Genomic DNA, 16774 nt, shown 5'->3' on the forward strand with positions numbered 1-16774 from the left:
TCGTCTGTTGGAGTGATTCCATGCTAAGGACGGCGGCCTCAAATTGATGCAGGTTTGGCGTGCTCGCGCGTCAACATGCCGTAAAGATCAGAAAAAGTCAGAAGCTCTTGGTGAGCGAGGCCCAGGCGGTGGCGCGGCCCACGTAGCGCCCGCTGGTATTGGTGTACACCGAGCGGTTCGCGTTGGTGTCGATGTACGCCACCGCCAGCGAGAAGCCCTTGCCCAGGTCCTTGGTCAGCCCCACCTTCCAGTCCGTATACGACGCGTCCGTCACGTGCTGCACCTTCTGGTAGCCCACGTGCGCGTTGAACGTCAGGTCCCAGAAATTCAGCGGCACGTTCGCCGACAGGTCGATGTAGAAACTGTTCTTGCTGTCGTTGAAACCGAACAGGTTGGTCAGCGCGTGCGAGTACTTCAGGAACACCGGGCCGCTGCCGATCCCGCCGTACAGCTCCGTCGTGTGCGGCCGCGTGAAGCCCGTCGGGTAGTCGCCCGGGTAGTAGTACTGCAGCACCCCCACGTCATAGTTCCAGTCCAGCCCCGCCAGCGCGAAGGTGTTCTTGAAGCCGCCGTAGAAGTCCATCTCGATCGGCGCCGACACCTGCGAGCTGCTGTCCGAGAGCCAGCTGATGTTCGAGTTCCAGTTGCCCACGTAGAAACCGCTCTCGTGCGCGTAGTCGAAGCCCCCCTGGATCGCCGGATGGCGGTTGGTCTGCATCAGCCCGCGGTAGCGGTACTCGGTGGCCAGCGTCACATTGGCCGTGAACGTGTGCGGCGACGCCGGTGCCGCGTCCGCTGCCGGCGCGGCCGCCGCCGGTGCGGGCGTGGCTGCCGCGTCGCCGCTGCTCTGCGCAAAAGCGCCCGTGGCACCCAGGCAACCGGCCGCCAGCAGGCCGGCCATGGCGGCGCGCCGCGCCGAAGGAAGGAAGAAAGACGTCATCTGCAAGCTCCGAGAAATCCCGGCACATGCCTTGTGGTTGCGCCGGAAGCGCCACTGCCGCGCGCGTGATGCCGCGTCCAAGTGGCGCAGGCGCAACGATACGGAGCAGCGCCTCAAATCGGCGTCAAGATTGGCTGGCGCGGCGAAGTCTTTCGATAAAGGCTGAATGTGCGCTCATTACTACGTCTGCAATCCCCGACCGATGCGTCACCATTGAGCGTCAGATTCCTGTAAGCTGCGGCAAAATTGTGCGCTGCGGCCGGTCGCCGGCAGAGCGCAACGGGCCAGGCAATCCGCCCGCCAACAGAATGGAAGCCAGCCAAAGGAGAAATTGACGATGCACATCGGCATCCCGCAGGAGACGCGGGCAGGTGAGACGCGCGTCGCCGCTACGCCGGAGACGGTCAAGAAGTACCTGGCGCAGGGCCACCAGGTCACGGTCCAGGCGGAGGCTGGTGTGCGCGCCAGCCAGCCGGACGCAGCCTACGAGGCGCTCGGCGCCCGCATCGGCACTGCCGCCGAGGCGCTCGGCGCCGAGCTGGTGCTCAAGGTGCGCGCACCGGACGACGCCGAGCGCGCCCAGATGAAGCCCGGCGCGATACTGGTGGGCATGCTCAATCCCTTCGACGCAGACAACAACGCGCGCATGGCTACGGCGGGCCTGACCGCCTTCGCGCTGGAAGCCGCGCCGCGCACCACGCGCGCCCAGAGCATGGACGTGCTGTCCTCGCAGGCGAATATCGCCGGCTACAAGGCCGTGCTGGAAGCGGCCCACCACTACCAGCGCTTCATGCCGATGCTGATGACCGCGGCCGGCACCGTGAAGGCAGCGCGCGTGCTGATCCTCGGCGCCGGCGTGGCCGGGCTGCAGGCCATCGCGACGGCCAAGCGGCTGGGCGCGGTGATCGAGGCCTCCGACGTGCGGCCCGCGGTCAAGGAGCAGATCGAATCGCTGGGCGCCAAGTTCCTCGACGTGCCCTTCCTCACCGACGAAGAGCGCGAGATCGCCCAAGGCGTGGGCGGCTATGCGCGCCCGATGCCGGCCGACTGGATGCGCCGCCAGGCCGAACTGGTGCACGAACGCGCCCGGCAGGCCGACATCGTCATCACCACCGCGCTGATCCCCGGGCGCGCGGCGCCGGTGCTGCTCAAGGAAGACACCGTGCAGCAGATGAAGCCCGGCTCCGTGGTGGTGGACCTGGCGGCGGCGCAGGGCGGCAACTGCCCGCTGACGGTGCCCGACCAGGTGGTGCAGCGCCACGGCGTCACGCTGGTGGGCCACACCAACCTGGCCAGCATGGTGGCGGCCGACGCGTCCGCCCTGTACGCGCGCAACGTGCTTGACTTCCTCAAGCTGATCGTCGACAAGGAAGGCAAGCCGGTGATCGACCTGTCTGACGACATCGTCGCCGCCTGCCTGATGTGCAAGGGCGGCGAGGTCGTGCGCCAGTCGGCATCCTGAGCTTTTCCACGGCCCTGCGGGGCCCTCTCCCGGTCCCGGCGCCGCGCGCTGCGCGCAGGCGCGCCGGACCTGCATCAACCAAGAAGGACGTATCACCCATGCAACGCATCATGCTCCGCGCCAAGCTGCACCGTGTCACCGTGACGCAGGCGGACCTGAACTACGAAGGCTCGTGCGGCATCGACCAGGACCTGCTCGACGCGGCCGACATGAAGGAATTCGAGAAGATCGAGCTGTACAACGTCAACAACGGCGAGCGCTTCTCGACCTACATCATCAAGGGCGAGCGCGGCAGCGGCGAAATCTCGCTGAACGGCGCCGCCGCGCGCCGCGCGCACCTGGGCGACCAGCTCATCATCTGCACCTATGCGCCGATGAGCGACGAAGAGATCGCCAGCTACAAGCCCAAGGTCATCCTGGTCAACGAGAAGAACGCGATCAAGGAAATCAAGAAGATCTGAGGCCGCCGGCCCATGCCCAGCCTCGCCCCGCATCCCGCCCACGCCAGCCGCACGGCATGGCGCGGGCGACCCGCGGGCCGGGGCGGCGCGCCGCCCTGGCGCGCTGCGCCGCACCGGCCGCGCCGGTATTCGTGACGAGCCACAGCCCCACAACAATGAAGCGGTAGCACGGATTCAAGCAAACGGAGGAGAAGTCGATGGAGATGGTGAACCACACGGTGATCAACCTGATCATCTTCGTGCTGGCGATCTACGTGGGCTACCACGTGGTCTGGACGGTCACGCCGGCCCTGCACACGCCCCTGATGGCGGTGACCAATGCGATCTCGGCCATCATCATCGTCGGCGCCATGCTCGCCGCGGGCCTGACCGAAGGCATGGTCGGACGCACCATGGGCACGCTCGCCGTGGCCCTGGCCGCGGTCAACGTGTTCGGCGGCTTCCTGGTGACCCAGCGCATGCTGGAGATGTTCAAGAAGAAGGAGCCCAAGGCCAAGGCCGACACCAAGGGCAAGGAGGGCGCGCAATGAGCGGCCTCGTCAGCATGAACCTCGTCACCCTGCTCTACCTGCTCGCCTCGGTCTGCTTCATCCAGGCGCTCAAGGGGCTGTCCCACCCTGCCACGGCACGCCGCGGCAATGCCTTCGGCATGGCCGGCATGGCCATCGCCGCACTCACCACGGTGGCGCTGATCGCCAAGCTCAAGGCGGAGTTCCTCGCCGCCGGCGCGGCCCAGTCCTCGATCGCCACCGGCCTGGGCCTGATCCTGCTGTCCCTGGTGGTCGGCGGCGGCATCGGCGCCTATGTGGCGCGCAAGGTCGAGATGACCAAGATGCCCGAACTGGTGGCGGCGATGCACTCGCTGATCGGCCTGGCCGCGGTCTTCATCGCGGTGGCGGCGGTGGCCGAGCCGGCCGCCTTCGGCATCACGCCGCCGGAGTCGCACGAGATCCCGATGGGCAACCGCGTCGAGCTGTTCATCGGCTGCTTCGTCGGTGCCATCACCTTCTCCGGCTCGGTGATCGCCTTCGGCAAGCTGGCCGGACGCTACAAGTTCCGCCTGTTCCAGGGCGCGCCGGTGGTCTTCCCCGGCCAGCACTGGCTGAACCTGCTGCTGGCGCTGGCCATGGTCGGCTTCGGCGTCGGCTTCTTCCTGACGCAGGCCTGGCTGCCCTTCCTGGTGATGCTGGCGCTCGCCTTCGTGCTCGGCGTGATGATCATCATCCCGATCGGCGGTGCCGACATGCCGGTGGTGGTGTCGATGCTGAACTCGTACTCGGGCTGGGCCGCGGCCGGCATCGGCTTCTCGCTGAACAACCCGATGCTGATCATCGCGGGCTCGCTAGTGGGCTCCTCCGGCGCCATCCTCTCGTACATCATGTGCCGGGCGATGAACCGCTCGTTCTTCAACGTGATCCTGGGCGGCTTCGGCGGCGACGCCTCGGCCGTCTCGGCCGGCGGCGCCCAGGCGCAGCGCAACGTCAAGTCCGGCTCGGCCGACGACGCGGCCTTCCTGATGGGCAACGCCGAGACCGTGATCATCGTGCCCGGCTACGGCCTGGCGGTGGCGCGCGCCCAGCACGCGCTGAAGGAGTTGACCGAGATGCTTTCGGAGAAGGGGGTCACGGTCAAGTACGCGATCCACCCGGTAGCCGGGCGCATGCCGGGTCACATGAACGTGCTGCTGGCCGAGGCGGAAGTGCCCTACGACCAGGTCTTCGAGATGGAAGACATCAACAGCGAGTTCGGCCAGGCCGACGTGGTGCTGGTGCTCGGGGCCAACGACGTGGTCAACCCGGCGGCCAAGACCGACCCGAACTCGCCGATCGCCGGCATGCCGATCCTGGAGGCGTACAAGGCCAAGACCATCATTGTCAACAAGCGCTCGATGGCGGCCGGCTACGCCGGCCTGGACAACGAGCTGTTCTACATGGACAAGACCATGATGGTGTTCGGCGACGCCAAGAAGGTGGTCGAGGACATGGTCAAGGCGGTCTGAGCGGCGCCGGCGGCGCGTGCGGCCGCCGAGGCCGCCGGCATGCCCGTGCACGGGTCGTGCCGGCGGCACACGTTTGCGCGGGTTCGCGGGCGCGCTATACTGCCTTGCCATCGAGGCTCGCGCGCGCCCGGCTGTGCCTCGGAAGCCGAACCCCTTGCCTGCCGTGCGGCCCGCACGGCCGCCGAACCGCCATGACATTCAGCCAGCACGACCGGAGCCTGTCGGTCTTCCACCACCCGATCCTGACGGTCCTGGTGGACGACAGCAAGTCGTTCATCGACAGCTTGGCCTTCCAGATGGATGCCTCGCGCGCCGTGGTGTCCTTCACCGATCCGCGCGAGGCGCTGCAGTGGATCCGTGATGCCTACACGAGCCGATTCCCGGGCTTCCTGCCGGTGCGCGTGACGCACGACGACCTGACCTTCCTCAGCGAGCGGCGCACCGTGCAGCTCGATGTCGACCGCATCTACCGCCAGATGCACGACATCCACCGCTTCCTGCAGCCGGGGGTGGTGGTGGTCGACTACTCGATGCCGCAGATGGACGGGCTGAGCTTCTGCCAGGCCTTGCAGGACCTGCCGTGCAAGACCATCCTGCTGACCGGGACGGCCGACGAAAGCATCGCAGTCGAGGGCTTCAACCACGGCCTGATCGACCGCTACGTCAAGAAGCACGAAAGCAATATGGTGGGACGCCTGTGCAAGGAGATCGATGCACTGCAGCAACAGTACTTCACCGTGCTGTCGCGCACGCTGCGCGACCTGCTGACGCGCCACTCGTACTCCTTCCTGTCGGACCCTGCGGTGGCCGACAGGGTGCGGCAGATTGCCGCACGCTACAACTTTGTCGAGTATTACCTCTACCCCAACCCGGTCGGCATCCTGATGCTGACGGCGCAGGGCCAGGCCACGCTGATGGTCATCGAGACCCAGGCCGGCCTGATGAGCCAGGTCGAGTCGGCCGAGGCCTACGATGCGCCGGCGCCGCTGGTCGAGGGCCTGCGCGAGGGCCGCATCGTCCCGTTCTTCTGGCCCGGCAATGGCATGTTCACCCCGGCCTGCATCGACTGGGAGCAGTACTGCCTGCCTGCCGAGCGCTGCGAAGGCCGCGAGACCTATTACTACGCCCTGTTCGACCTGCCACGCCACCTGCTGCAGGAACCGGTGGTCAGCTACCAGTCATTCCTGGCCGATTTCGCGCGCGACCCGGACGCACTGACCGGCCGCAAGCGCGACTGAGCCTGCCGCCCGGGCGCGCTTTCCCTGGCGCAATGGACTAGGCGCTGCGGTTGCCGCCGCGCACCATGTCGAAACGGAACAACCGGCACTCGATATTGCCGTTGTACAGCGGGGTGCGGCGCGATTCCTTCAGTCGCAGCCGCCGCGGCAGGCTCAGGTCGCCGGTGAAGATCCAGGCCTGCCAGCCGGCGAACTGCTGCTTGAGCGTGGCGGCGAAGGCGGCCGCGAACTGGTCGGCCGCCGCTTCCTCCGCCTCGTCGCGCGGCAAGACCTCTTCCGGCTGGCGCCGCGCGCCGCGCACGGCGATACGCTCGCCATAGGGCGGATTCATCAGCAGCAGGCCCGGCTCGGCGAACGGCGGCTGGGTATGGCGGGCATCGACCTGCTTCAGGCGTGCCTCGCCGGGCAGGCCGGCGCGCTGCCAGTTCGCCTGTGCCATCGCCAGCATGTCCGTTGAAATATCGCTGCCGGCGATCTGCAGTCCGTCGCCGCCGGCCAGCATGCGCGCGCGCTGCGCATCGGCCTTCAGCGCCTGCCAGGCCTTGCCGTCCAGGCCCTTGAGCCATTCGAAGGCGAAGCTGCGGCTGGCGCCCGGCGCCAGGCCCAGTGCAACCTGCGCCGCCTCGACCATGAAGGTGCCGCTGCCGCACATCGGGTCGTAGAAGGGCCGCGCGGTGTGGCCGGGCACCCAGCCAGCCAGGCGCAGGATGCCGGCCGCGAGGTTCTCCTTCAGCGGTGCCTCGCCCTTTTCCATGCGCCAGCCGCGCTTGAACAGCGGCTCGCCGGAGGTGTCGAGGTAGAGCGTGCAGTCGCGCTCGGTCAGGTGGGCGTAGATGCGTACGTCCGGACTGGCGGTATCGACACTGGGCCGGCCCCCCAGGCGTTCCCGCATCGCGTCGCAGATGCCGTCCTTGACCCGCAGCGCAGCGAAGTTCAGGCTGCGCAGCGGTGACTTGTTGGAGGTCACGTCGACGCGCAGGGTCTCGTCCGGCGAGAACCACTGCTCCCAGCGCTGCGCCCGCGCCAGTGCATAGACGTCATCCTCGTGCCGGTAGCCGCGCGCGGCCACGCGCATCAGCACGCGGCTGGCAATGCGCGAATGCAGGTTGACGGCATAGGCGGCCGCCGGCACGCCGGAGAACTCGACCCCGCCCGCCACCTCGCGGTGCACCTGGAACGGCGCGACCGAGGCAATGCCTGGGCGCGCCGCGATCTCGCGCAACTCGTCGGCGAGGGCGGTCTCGAGGCCACGCGGGCAAGGGGCGAAGAAGGCTTGGGTCATGAGGTTCCTGCAAAGAAGAAGAGCGCCGCCGGCGGACAGCGCCGGCGCAAATGAAAACGTCCGCCAGGGCGGACGGTAGCACACCCGCGCCGCCTGTGCGCCGCCGGTGGACGTGGGACGGAGCGATCAGTCGGCCGCCAGCGCGCGGTCGAGGAAATCGAGCCGGTCCTGGCCCCAGAACGATTCGCCCTCGTAGACATACCAGGGGGCACCGAACACGCCGGCCGAGATCGCGTCCTGGGTATGCTGGGCATAGGCTGCCTGCACGGCCTGGGCCTCGCTGGCCTTGAGCAGGGCCGCGCCGTCGAGCCCGGCCTCGCCGGCGATCTGCGCCAGCGTGGCACCATCGGCGATATTGCGCTGCTCGGCCCACACCGCACGGCCGATGGCGCCGGTCAGGTCCATCGCGCGCGCGGTACCGTGCGCGAGCTGGGTGGCGATGATCAGCCTGGCTGCGGCGTCGCCCGACACCGGGAAGAAGGTCGGCTGCAGGTTCAGCGGCATGCCCAGATAACGGCTCCAGCGTTCCAGCTCGACCAGGCGATAGGCCTGGCGCTGCGGCGGGCGCTGGGCAAGCGGCAGGCCGCCGGAGACGGCGAAGACCTTGCCCAGGTCACAGGGCTTGAGGTTGACCTGGACGCCGTGCCGCGCCGCGATGGCGGCGAAGCGCTCGTGGCCGAGGTAGACGAAAGGCGAAGGGGCGGTGAAGTAGTAGTCGACCTGCTTGCTCATCGGGTTGGTCTCGCTAAGTCATGCACCGGGCCCGTGGGCACCGGCGGGTTCGTACAGCTGGCTGCAAGGGTATCAGGGCGGGATGACAGGCGACCGCGCGGCGGCCGCTCTCAGAAGGGCTTCACCACCACCAGGATCACCACCGCCAGCAGCACCAGCACCGGCAGTTCGTTGAACCAGCGGTAGAAGGTGTGCGAGCGGGTATTGCGACCCGCCTCGAACTTGCGCAGCAGCACACCGCAGCCGTGGTGGTAGCCGATCAGGACCAGCACCAGTGCGAGCTTGGTGTGCATCCAGCCCTGGCCGGGCCCGCGCCCGATGCCGTAGCCGAGATAGAGCCACAGGCCGAACGCCAGCGCCGGCACCGCCAGCATGGTCATGAAGCGGTACAGCTTGCGTGCCATCAGCAGCAGCCGCTGCAGGGCGGCCGCGTCGGTTTCCATCGCCAGGTTGACGAAGATGCGCGGCAGGTAGAACAGGCCGGCGAACCAGGAGACGACGAAGACGATATGCAGCGCTTTGACCCAGAGCATCGGCAGGCGTGAGTTATCGGTTGGAGATGAAGAAGCCCGCGGCGGCGGGGCAGCGGACCGGTGGGCCGGCGCGGCGCCGGCCGCCCTGCCTCAGGTGCGGATCTCGCCGTGGCCGAACACCACGTACTTGAGCGAAGTCAGGCCTTCCAGTCCAACCGGGCCGCGCGCATGCAGCTTGTCGTTGGAGATGCCGATCTCCGCGCCCAGGCCGTACTCGAAGCCGTCGGCGAAACGGGTCGAGGCATTGATCATCACGCTGGCCGAATCCACCTCGCGCAGGAAGCGCAGGCCGGTGGAGTAATTCTCGGTGATGATGGAATCGGTGTGCGCCGAACCGTAGGTATTGATGTGCTCGATGGCGGCATCTACGTCGTCGACGGTGCGGATCGCCAGCACCGGCGCCAGGTACTCGAGCCGCCAGTCTTCGTCGGTGGCATTGACCAGGCCGGAGAAGCCGGCGGCCTCCAGCGTCGCGCGCGTGTCGGCGCACACGCGCAGCTCCACACCCTTGTCCTGATAGATGCGGCACAGCGGCGGCAGCACGGTGGCGGCGATATCGCGCGCCACCAGCAGCGTTTCCATCGTGTTGCACGGCGCATAGCGCTGCGTCTTGGCGTTGTCGCAGACGCGCACCGCCTTCTCGACATCGGCATCGACGTCGATGAAGACGTGGCAGATGCCGTCCAGGTGCTTGATCATCGGCACGCGCGCTTCCTGCATCAGGCGCGCGATCAGGCTCTTGCCGCCGCGCGGCACGATCACGTCGACGTATTCCGTCATGGTGATCATCCGGCCGACCGCTGCGCGGTCGGTGGTCTCGATCACCTGCACGGCCTCGGCCGGGAGACCGGCCGCGGCCAGCCCCTCTGCCACCAGCCGGGCCAGCGCGGTATTGGATTCGATCGCCTCCGAACCGCCGCGCAGGATGGTGGCATTGCCGGATTTCAGGCACAGCGCCGCCGCATCGATGGTGACGTTGGGACGCGACTCGTAGATGATGCCGATCACGCCCAGCGGCACGCGCATCTGGCCGACCTGGATGCCGGTCGGGCGGAACTTCATATTGCTGATCTCGCCGATCGGGTCCGGCAGCGCGGCGATCTGCTCGAGGCCGGCGGCCATGGTGGCGATGGCCTTGTCCGACAGCGTCAGGCGGTCGACGAAGGCGGCGTCCTGGCCATTGGCGCGCGCACGCTCGACGTCGCGCGCGTTGACGGCCTTGAGCTGCTCGGCGTCGCGGCGGATGGCCGCGGCGATGGTCAGCAGCGCGCGGTTCTTGTCGGCGGTACTGGCGCGCGCCATCGCGCGCGAAGCGGCGCGGGCCTGGCGGCCGACGCGGTCCATGTAGAGGTTGAGATCGAGCTCGTTCATATGTCTGGCCGGGGCGTCCCCTGCCCTCAATGCTTGTCTTCTAATACCTGGAGTCGGTGCGCCGGCGCGTCGCCCGCGCCAGCCGGGCATGGCGCCGCGGCTAGCGCGCGATCATCAGCGCGAGCTGCTGCAGGCCATCCCAGGGTTCGGCCGGCAGCGGCTCGCCCGGACCGGGCGGCAGGCCCTTGACCTGGCGGTCCAGCCGCGCGGCCAGCGCCAGCGCCGCCTCCAGCCGGGCCATCGATAACCGTTGTGCGGCCTGCGGCGCGAGCTTCTCGCGCGCACCCCAGATGCGCAGCTCGCGTGCCAGCACGGCGGCGGGCTTGCCTGCCGCCAGTCCTTGCCGGAGCTTGGATAATACGCGAATTTCCTCGGCCAGCGCCCATAGCACCAGCACCGTCGCCTCGCCCTCGCCGCGCAGCCCTTCGAGCATGCGCACCAGGCGCGGCACATCGCCGGCCAGCATGGCCTCGGACAACTTGAAGACGTCGTAGCGCGCCACATTGAGCACGGCGTCGTGGACCTGCTCGAAGCTCAGCTCACCGGCCGGATAGAGCAGGCCCAGCTTCTGGATCTCCTGGTGGGCCGCCAGCAGGTTGCCTTCGACCTTGTCGGCGATGAACTGCAGCGCGCGCCGGCCGGGTTCGCCGCCCTCCACCCGCTGCTGCTGCAAGGCCAGCCGTTCACCGATCCAGGCCGGCAGGCGCGCGCGGTCCACCATGTCGACCTTGACCGAGACGCCGGCGCCTTCGAGCGCCTGGAACCAGGCCGACTTGGCCGCGGCGAAATCCAGGCGCGGCAGCGTCACCAGCAGCAGCACATCCGGCGACGACTGGGCCGCGACCGCGCGCAAGGCCTCGCCACCGTCCTTGCCCGGCTTGCCGGACGGGATGCGCAGCTCGACCACCTTGCGGTCGCCGAACAGCGACATCGACTGCTGCGCCTCGGTCAGCTGGCTCCAGTGGAAACCGCGCTCGGCCACCAGCACGTCGCGCTCGGTGAAGCCGCTCTCGCGCGCGGCGCGGCGCAGCCGGTCCACGGCCTCGAGCACCAGCAGGTGCTCGTCGCCGTGCACCACGTAGAGCGGGGCCAGCCCCTTGCTCTTGGCCTGGCGCAGGTGCGCTTCGAGGGCGTCTGGCTTGATCTGCATGCCTTGCGTGCGCCGCGGACGGCCCCGCTCAGAGCGACTTGACCGACGCCAGGCGGCGGATCAGCTGCTGCACGATATCGCTCTGCATGTCGCGGTAGAGCTGCTGCTCCTCGTAGTCCTTGGCCAGCGTGTTCGCCTCGTTGTAGGTCAGGTCGCGCGTCAACATCATCTGCGAGGGCGCGATCAGTTCCTTGCCGTCGGCGCCGCGCAGGCGGAAGGTGAAGCGCTGCGTCAGGCGGTATTCGCGCACCACGCCGGCGGTGGTCAGCGACAGCACGGTCTTGACGCGCGAGTCCTGCAGCACGTCGAGCAGGGCGTCGGCCTGCTTCGGATCGTCGACGACGACGGTGTCGGAGCCACCGCGGATGGTGCGACGCAGCTCTGCGCCCATCGGCGAATTGGCCGGAATCCCTACGTACAGCCGCTTGAAGGCGAAATCGCTCTGGCCGCGCAGGTGGAAGCCGCAGCCGCCCAGCAGGCCGGCAGCAGCGCCGGCGAGGATCAGGGCGAGCGCCTTGCGGCGGGACGGGCTCGGGCTATCCATGTCGTTGACGTTCCTTGGAAGATAGGCGGCGCCGCTTACAGCACCACGTTGACCAGGCGGCCCGGCACCACGACGATCTTCTTCGGCGCGGCACCGGCGGCGAACTTCGCCACCGTCTCGCTGGCTGCCGCGGCCGCCTCGATGGCGGCGCGATCGGCACCTGCCGGCACCACGATGCTGCCGCGGACCTTGCCGTTGACCTGCAGGACCAGTTCGATCTCGCTCAGCACCAGCGCCGACTCGTCGACCTGCGGCCAGGGTGCATCGAGCAGGTCGCCGGCGGACGCGGCGTAGCCCAGTTCCTGCCACAGCACATGGGTGACGTGGGGCACCACCGGATAGAGCGCGCGCAGCAGGATGCCGAAGCACTCGCGGCGCGCCGCGGGCGAAGCCGCCTTGGCATCCTCCAGCGCGTTCAGCATCTTCATGGTGGCGGACACCACGGTGTTGTACTGGATGCGCTGGTAATCGTAGTTGGCCTGCTTGAGCACGCTGTGGATCTCGCGGCGCAGCGCGCGGTCGGCTTCCGCCGTCTCCCTGCCGCCGGCGCGGATGGCCTCGGCATGCGCATGGCCGTAGGCCCAGACGCGGCGCAGGAAGCGCGATGCGCCTTCCACGCCGGAGCCGCTCCATTCGAGCTGCTGCTCGGGAGGTGCGGCGAACATCACGAACAGGCGCGCGGTATCGGCGCCATACTGGTCGATCAGCGCCTGCGGGTCGATGCCGTTGTTCTTCGACTTCGACATCTTCTCCACGCCACCGATCACCACCGGCTGGCCGTCGGCCTTCAGCGTGGCGCCGAGCGGGCGACCGCGCTCGTCGGTCTGCAGGTCGACGTCGGCGGGGTTGTACCAGGTCTTCTTGCCGGACGCATCCTCGCGGTAGAAGGTCTCGTTGAGCACCATGCCCTGGGTCAGCAGGTTGGTGAACGGCTCGTCGAACTTGACCAGGCCCAGGTCACGCATGACCTTGGTCCAGAAGCGCGCGTACAGCAGGTGCAGGATCGCGTGCTCGATGCCGCCGATGTACTGGTCCATCGGCATCCAGTAATCGTTGCGCGCGTCGACCATGGTGGCTGCGTCCGGGCAGGTGTAGCGCATGTAGTACCAGCACGAGTCGATGAAGGTGTCCATCGTGTCGGTCTCGCGCCGCGCCGGCTTGCCGCAGGACGGGCAACTGCAGTTGAGGAAGCGCGGGTCCTTGGCCAGCGGATTGCCGCTGCCGTCCGGCACCAGGTCTTCCGGCAGCACCACCGGCAGGTCCTGCTCGGGCACCGGCACCACGCCGCAGCTCTCGCAGTGGATCAGCGGGATCGGCGTGCCCCAGTAGCGCTGGCGCGAGATGCCCCAGTCGCGCAGGCGCCAGGTGATCTTCTTCTCGCCCAGGCCCTGCGCCGCCAGGTCGGCCGCGATGGCGTCGACGGCGGCTTCGTAGCCCAGGCCGTCGTACTTGCCGCTGTGGATGCAGCGGCCATGTTCCTTGTCGCCGTACCACTCGGCCCAGGCCTCGGTCGAATACGCCTGGGCCTTGACGTCGATCACCTGCTTGATCGGCAGGCCATACTTGCGCGCGAAGGCGAAATCGCGCTCATCGTGCGCCGGCACGCCCATCACGGCACCGTCGCCATAGCTCATCAGCACGTAGTTGCCGACCCAGACGTCGACCGGCTCGCCGGTCAGCGGGTGGGTGACCTGCAGGCCGGTCGGCATGCCCTTCTTTTCCATGGTCGCCATGTCGGCTTCCATCACCGAGCCGCGCTTGCACTCCTCGATGAACGCCGCCAGCTCGGGATTGCCCGCGGCGGCATGGGTCGCCAGCGGGTGCTCGGCGGCCACCGCGCAGAAGGTCACGCCCATGATGGTGTCGGCGCGCGTGGTGAACACGTACAACTTGCCGTCATTGATAGGCTTGCCGTCGTCGCCGGGGATGCTGTGCGGGAAGGCAAAGCGCACGCCGGAGCTCTTGCCGATCCAGTTCTGCTGCATCAGCTTGACGCGCTCGGGCCAGCCCAGGTCGTCCAGGTCGCTCAGCAGTTCCTGCGCGTAGTCGGTGATGCGCAGGTAGTACATGGGGATCTCCCGCTTCTCCACCAGCGCGCCCGAACGCCAGCCGCGCCCGTCGATGACCTGCTCGTTGGCCAGCACGGTCTGGTCGATCGGGTCCCAGTTGACGGTGCCGGTCTTGCGGTAGGCAATGCCCTTTTCCAGCATCTTCAGGAACAGCCACTGGTTCCAGCGGTAGTAGTCCGGGCTGCAGGTGGCAACCTCGCGCGACCAGTCGATGGCCAGGCCCATCGACTGCATCTGCTTCTTCATGTACGCGATGTTGTCATAGGTCCAGGCAGCCGGCGCCACGCCGTTGTTCAGGGCGGCGTTCTCGGCGGGCATGCCGAAGGCATCCCATCCCATCGGCATCAGCACGTTATGGCCGTTCATGCGCAGGTAGCGCGCCATCACGTCGTTGATGGTGTAGTTGCGCACGTGGCCCATGTGCAGCTTGCCCGACGGATACGGCAGCATCGAGCAGGCGTAGAACTTCGACTTCTCCTTGCCGTCGGCGCCCTTCGCATGCTCCGAGACGCGGTAGGCGTCGATGGCTTGCCAGTGCTGCTGGGCGGCTTGTTCAACGGCGGAGGGAAGATATTTGTCTTGCATGGTCAGGACGGCGATCTGGGCGGCGCCCGGCTGCGGGCCGGCGCTGGCGTGCGCGGATGGTGGAAACGTAAGCGGCGGGCGGCCTGGCGGCGCCCGCCTCGATCTGGTGCTGCGAATGCTGCGAATGCGAAAGGCCGATTATAACCGTCGGCCAAGCCACAGCGGCCGGCCGGGGTCCCGCGCCTTACTTCAGGCCCAGCACGTCCTGCATGTCGAACATGCCGCTGGCCTTGTCGGCCAGGAAACGCGCCGCGCGCACCGCACCGTCCGCGTAGGACTGGCGGCTCGACGACTTGTGGCTGATCTCGATGCGCTCGCCGATGCCGGCGAACATGACGGTATGATCGCCGACGATGTCGCCGCCGCGCACGGTGGCGAAACCGATCGAGTCCGGATCGCGCTCGCCGGTGTGGCCTTCGCGCGCGAACACGCCGCAGGTCTTGAGGTCGCGCCCGAGCGCCTTGGCCACCACTTCGCCCATGGCCAGCGCCGTGCCGGAGGGCGCATCGACCTTGAAGCGGTGATGGGCCTCGATGATCTCGATGTCGTAACCGGTCGACAGCAGCCTGGCCGCCACGTCGAGCAGCTTGAAGGTGGCGTTCACGCCCACGCTCATATTGGCGGAAAAGACGATGCCGACGACCTTGGCGGCCTCGGCCAGCGCGGCCTTGCCGGACTCGTCGAAACCTGTCGTGCCCACCACCATCTTGACGCCCAGGCGCTTGGCCACTTCGAGGTGGGCCAGAGTGCCTTCAGGACGGGTGAAATCGATCAGGCAGTCGGCACGCGACAGCACCGCCTCGATGTCGGAGGCGATCTGCACGCCGGTCTGGCGGCCCAGGAAAAGGCCGGCATCCTGGCCCAGCGCGGCCGCGCCCGGCACGTCCAGCGCGCCGGCCAGTTCGACCCCGTCGGTGTTCAGCACATGTTCGATCAGCATGCGGCCCATGCGGCCGGACGCCCCAGCGATAGCGATTTGCATAGCGATATCAGGATGCAAGGAAGATGCCGTCACGCCCCCGCCGCGAAGCGCGCGGCGGACGGGTGGCGGGAAATGGGCGGTGCGGCAGCGCGCCCGCGCCCAGGGAAGACGGCTCAGTTGGCCGGTTTGCCGGCGGCGGCGTCGGCCGACAGCGCGGAAGCGGCGGAGGCGTCCGCCTGCGGCTGTGCCGCGGCAGGTGCAGCCGCCGGGGCGCTGGCGGCGGTCTGCGGCGCGGCCGCCGCCGGCGCGGAAGCGGCGGCTTCGGTACTTTGGCTGAAACTGATCTTGCCGGGGGTCTGCTCCTTCAGTGCCTTCTTCATGCCGTCGATCTCCGCGATCAGCTCGTACTCGGAGGGCAGGTCGTCACCCCCGAACTTGACCAGCTTGTCGCCGTCGAAGAACACCGTGTAGCGGCGCTGCTGCACCACCGGCGTGTTGCCGCGGCGGAACGAGAAGACATAGTCCCAGCGGTCCGTGTGGAAGACATCGGTCAGCAGTGGCGTGCCGAGCAGGAACTTGACCTGGTCGCGCGTCATGCCTTCGTGCAATTGCGCCGCCGCCTCGCGCGAAACGAAGTTGCCCTGGACGATGTTGATCCGGTACGGCGTGATCAGGTTGGTCAGCTTGCGGGAAGTCGTGTCGTAGGTCGAGCAGGCGGCAAGCAGCATCGAGGCCAGCAGCGTGATGGCCAGCGTCGGGCGAACGGCAGACGGAGGGAAAGAACGCATGTGTCTCGCTTCGGGTAACAGGGAAATGTGCCGAATCCGGCGTGCCAGGCCGTCCGGGACGGCCACGTGTGCCGTGGCGCGCATTGCCGCACGGCCAGGGCTGGCGCGGGTACGCCAGGGCGACTTTTGTCGCCAAAACCCTTATGATTCAAGAATCCACACATTGTACTCTAGGGAGTCCAGCCTATGCCGAGTCCGGCGGACCTCAAAAACATCGGCCTCAAAGCAACCGTCCCCCGCCTCAAGATCCTGGAGATCTTCCAGACCAGCGAGGAACGCCACCTGAGCGCGGAAGACGTCTATCGCATCCTGCTGAGCGAGCACATGGACATCGGCCTGGCAACCGTGTACCGGGTGCTGACGCAGTTCGAGCAGGCAGGCCTGCTGTCGCGCAACAACTTCGAGTCCGGCAAGGCCATCTTCGAGTTGAACGAAGGCAAGCACCACGACCATCTGGTGTGCCTGGACTGCGGTCGCGTCGAGGAATTCTTCGACTCGGAAATCGAGCAGCGCCAGCAGAGCATCGCGCGCGAACGGGGCTTCGCGCTGCAGGAACACGCGCTGTCCCTGTACGGCAACTGCACCAAGACCGATTGCCCGCACCGTACCAAGCGCTGACCTTCCCAAGGTAGGAGCGCGGTGCTGGCGGCCGCGCGGATCGCAAGAAAAAACCGGCGCCTGACGCCGGTTTTTTCTTA

Annotated in this window: 16 protein-coding genes; 6 read left to right on the forward strand and 10 right to left on the reverse strand. The window is 67.8% G+C overall.

The features are described 5' to 3' along the window. Nucleotides 1-97: 97 nt before the first annotated feature. On the reverse strand, nucleotides 98-901 hold the full coding sequence (locus BKK80_RS18045) for a TorF family putative porin (RefSeq protein ID WP_071038541.1): 804 nt from the start codon (nucleotides 899-901) through the stop codon (nucleotides 98-100). A gap of 376 nt (nucleotides 902-1277) precedes the next feature. Between BKK80_RS18045 and BKK80_RS18050 the strand changes: the two genes are divergently transcribed. From BKK80_RS18050 to BKK80_RS18070, 5 genes are all read left to right on the forward strand, one after another. Continuing rightward, the gene (locus BKK80_RS18050; RefSeq protein ID WP_071015380.1) at nucleotides 1278-2402 is read left to right on the forward strand and encodes a Re/Si-specific NAD(P)(+) transhydrogenase subunit alpha; all 1125 of its coding nucleotides are present in this window, start codon (nucleotides 1278-1280) and stop codon (nucleotides 2400-2402) included. 98 nt (nucleotides 2403-2500) lie between these two features. Continuing rightward, nucleotides 2501-2863: an aspartate 1-decarboxylase gene (panD, locus tag BKK80_RS18055; protein WP_071015386.1), complete on the forward strand. Its 363-nt coding sequence runs from the start codon at nucleotides 2501-2503 to the stop codon at nucleotides 2861-2863. 197 nt (nucleotides 2864-3060) lie between these two features. Continuing rightward, nucleotides 3061-3393, forward strand: coding sequence for an NAD(P) transhydrogenase subunit alpha part 2 (locus BKK80_RS18060; protein ID WP_071015388.1), 333 nt, complete (start codon nucleotides 3061-3063; stop codon nucleotides 3391-3393). After that, on the forward strand, nucleotides 3390-4862 hold the full coding sequence (locus tag BKK80_RS18065) for an NAD(P)(+) transhydrogenase (Re/Si-specific) subunit beta (RefSeq protein WP_071015390.1): 1473 nt from the start codon (nucleotides 3390-3392) through the stop codon (nucleotides 4860-4862). The genes BKK80_RS18060 and BKK80_RS18065 overlap by 4 nt, the downstream gene beginning before the upstream one ends. A 191-nt stretch (nucleotides 4863-5053) precedes the next feature. Next, nucleotides 5054-6100, forward strand: a complete 1047-nt coding sequence (locus tag BKK80_RS18070) for a response regulator (RefSeq protein WP_071070382.1) — start codon at nucleotides 5054-5056, stop codon at nucleotides 6098-6100. 37 nt (nucleotides 6101-6137) lie between these two features. Here the strand turns inward: BKK80_RS18070 and BKK80_RS18075 are convergent, their stop codons facing one another. The 9 genes from BKK80_RS18075 to BKK80_RS18115 form a co-directional block, all read right to left on the reverse strand. After that, on the reverse strand, nucleotides 6138-7382 hold the full coding sequence (locus tag BKK80_RS18075; RefSeq protein WP_071015395.1) for a THUMP domain-containing class I SAM-dependent RNA methyltransferase: 1245 nt from the start codon (nucleotides 7380-7382) through the stop codon (nucleotides 6138-6140). A gap of 126 nt (nucleotides 7383-7508) precedes the next feature. Then, nucleotides 7509-8114 carry a 2-hydroxychromene-2-carboxylate isomerase gene (locus BKK80_RS18080; RefSeq protein ID WP_071070384.1) on the reverse strand — a complete coding sequence of 202 codons (606 nt, stop codon included), beginning with the start codon at nucleotides 8112-8114 and terminating at the stop codon, nucleotides 7509-7511. A gap of 110 nt (nucleotides 8115-8224) precedes the next feature. Then, on the reverse strand, nucleotides 8225-8647 hold the full coding sequence (locus BKK80_RS18085) for a CopD family protein (RefSeq protein ID WP_071070386.1): 423 nt from the start codon (nucleotides 8645-8647) through the stop codon (nucleotides 8225-8227). A 90-nt stretch (nucleotides 8648-8737) separates the two neighbouring features. Continuing rightward, nucleotides 8738-10018, reverse strand: a complete 1281-nt coding sequence (locus BKK80_RS18090) for a glutamate-5-semialdehyde dehydrogenase (protein ID WP_071015403.1) — start codon at nucleotides 10016-10018, stop codon at nucleotides 8738-8740. A 100-nt stretch (nucleotides 10019-10118) separates the two neighbouring features. After that, nucleotides 10119-11168, reverse strand: a complete 1050-nt coding sequence (gene holA, locus BKK80_RS18095) for a DNA polymerase III subunit delta (protein WP_071037898.1) — start codon at nucleotides 11166-11168, stop codon at nucleotides 10119-10121. Nucleotides 11169-11196: 28 nt separating this feature from the next. Then, nucleotides 11197-11712, reverse strand: a complete 516-nt coding sequence (locus BKK80_RS18100) for an LPS-assembly lipoprotein LptE (RefSeq protein ID WP_071015408.1) — start codon at nucleotides 11710-11712, stop codon at nucleotides 11197-11199. A 35-nt stretch (nucleotides 11713-11747) separates the two neighbouring features. Next, nucleotides 11748-14366 carry a leucine--tRNA ligase gene (leuS, locus tag BKK80_RS18105; RefSeq protein ID WP_071070387.1) on the reverse strand — a complete coding sequence of 873 codons (2619 nt, stop codon included), beginning with the start codon at nucleotides 14364-14366 and terminating at the stop codon, nucleotides 11748-11750. A 184-nt stretch (nucleotides 14367-14550) separates the two neighbouring features. Beyond that, on the reverse strand, nucleotides 14551-15348 hold the full coding sequence (gene dapB, locus BKK80_RS18110; RefSeq protein ID WP_071037896.1) for a 4-hydroxy-tetrahydrodipicolinate reductase: 798 nt from the start codon (nucleotides 15346-15348) through the stop codon (nucleotides 14551-14553). A 113-nt stretch (nucleotides 15349-15461) separates the two neighbouring features. Beyond that, nucleotides 15462-16076, reverse strand: a complete 615-nt coding sequence (locus BKK80_RS18115) for an outer membrane protein assembly factor BamE (RefSeq protein WP_071015416.1) — start codon at nucleotides 16074-16076, stop codon at nucleotides 15462-15464. Nucleotides 16077-16262: 186 nt separating this feature from the next. Between BKK80_RS18115 and fur the strand changes: the two genes are divergently transcribed. Next, nucleotides 16263-16694 (forward strand): ferric iron uptake transcriptional regulator, encoded by a 432-nt coding sequence (gene fur, locus BKK80_RS18120; protein ID WP_071015419.1) that lies wholly within the window; start codon nucleotides 16263-16265, stop codon nucleotides 16692-16694. The last annotated feature ends 80 nt before the right edge of the window (nucleotides 16695-16774 follow it).

Source organism: Cupriavidus malaysiensis, from assembly GCF_001854325.1.
In the GTDB taxonomy this organism is placed as follows: domain Bacteria; phylum Pseudomonadota; class Gammaproteobacteria; order Burkholderiales; family Burkholderiaceae; genus Cupriavidus; species Cupriavidus malaysiensis.